We start from the raw sequence: 1362 nt of genomic DNA, 5'->3' as shown, positions 1-1362 counted from the left end.
GGTACCGTCAAGATTCTTTCGCAAATTGATCGAGGCGGCCTCGGCCCCGCCTTGCTCTAGCCCTCCGCCTTCTTGCTCAGCTCGTCCATCTCCTCCAGCTTCGACATGTCCAGGTACCTCCTCTTGCCCCATTCGTGCTCCACGATGTACTTCAGCCTCGCCGTCACCAGCATCAGGGCCGAGTTGCCGTCCGGGAAGGTCCCTACGACTCTCGTCCTCCGCCTGATCTCGCGGTTGATGCGCTCGATACCGTTATTGGTCCGGATTCTGCGCCAGTGCTCCGGCGGGAAGTCCGTGTAGGCGAGAGTCTCGGAGAAGCCGTCACGCACCGTCCTCGCGGCCGCGCCGAGCCTCATCCCGTCCAGCTCGTCCGCCACCTCCGCCGCCTTCCTCGAGCACGCCTCGCGCGATTCCTGCGCGTGAATCGCCTTCAGCATGCGCGCCACGGCCTTCCTCCTGGTCACGGGCACCCTTCCCAACACGTTTCGGTAGAAGTGGACCGTGCAGCGCTGGTAGCGTGCCCCGGGGAACACCTCCTCGAGCGCACCGAGCATCCCCGCGCACTTGTCGCCGGTGACGAGCCGCACGCCGGAGAGCCCGCGCCCCCTGAGCCACGAGAAGAACTCGCGCCACGAGTCCGCCGACTCGGTGTAGCCCTCCGCGCAGCCGATGACCTCCCGGTCGCCGGTGGAGTTGACGCCGATGGCCACCAGAACGGCCACGTTCTCGTAGGACCCTCCCCAGCTGCGCTTGAGGTAGATGCCGTCGACGAAAACGTAAGGGTAATCGCCCTCGAGCGGCCTCTGGCGCCAGGCCTCGATGGACGCGAACGCCTTCTCGTTGAGGTTGGAGACGGTGCCGGAGGACACGGGCGCTCCCCAGAGGAGTTCGGAGACGTCCTCGATTCTCCTGGTCGAGACGCCCGCGAGGTACATCTCGACGATGGCCTCCTCGACCGAAGTCTCGCGCCTGCGGTAGCGCTCGATAACGGCCGTCTGGAAGGTCGCGCCGCGCAGCTTCGGCACGTTGAGCTCGACCTCTCCTGCCCCGGTGACGAGCTTTCTCGCGTAGTGGCCGCTGCGGTATGCCTCCCGGCCTGCCGTCCTCTCGTAGCGCCCGGCCCCTACGAGCTCGGACGCCTCCTCGTCGAGCAGCGTGTTGAGCGTCTCCTCGACGGTCTTCCTCACCAGATTCTTTATGTCCTTGCGCAGCGACTCCTCGTCGACTGTTACGATGTTCGCAGACACGGCCCGTGCCCCTTTCGTCGTTGATTTGTTGTTTAGCCGCTAGAAATCATATGACGGGGCGCGGGCCGTGTTCCGCTATGCGGTTGTCAATTTGCGAAAGAAATTATGCGTCACC

General features: G+C 64.6%; 1 protein-coding gene. It reads right to left on the bottom strand.

Going from position 1 to position 1362, the window contains the following annotated elements; all coding sequences use genetic code 11:
- Nucleotides 1-56: 56 nt before the first annotated feature.
- Entirely contained in the window at nucleotides 57-1247 is a 1191-nt protein-coding gene (locus tag DW645_RS09820) for an IS256 family transposase (RefSeq protein WP_118227350.1), read from the bottom strand.
- Nucleotides 1248-1362: the final 115 nt, after the last annotated feature.

Source organism: Collinsella sp. AM23-17 (assembly GCF_003470945.1).
Lineage (GTDB): Bacteria > Actinomycetota > Coriobacteriia > Coriobacteriales > Coriobacteriaceae > Collinsella > Collinsella aerofaciens_O.
This window is presented reverse-complemented; position numbering and strand designations above follow the sequence as displayed.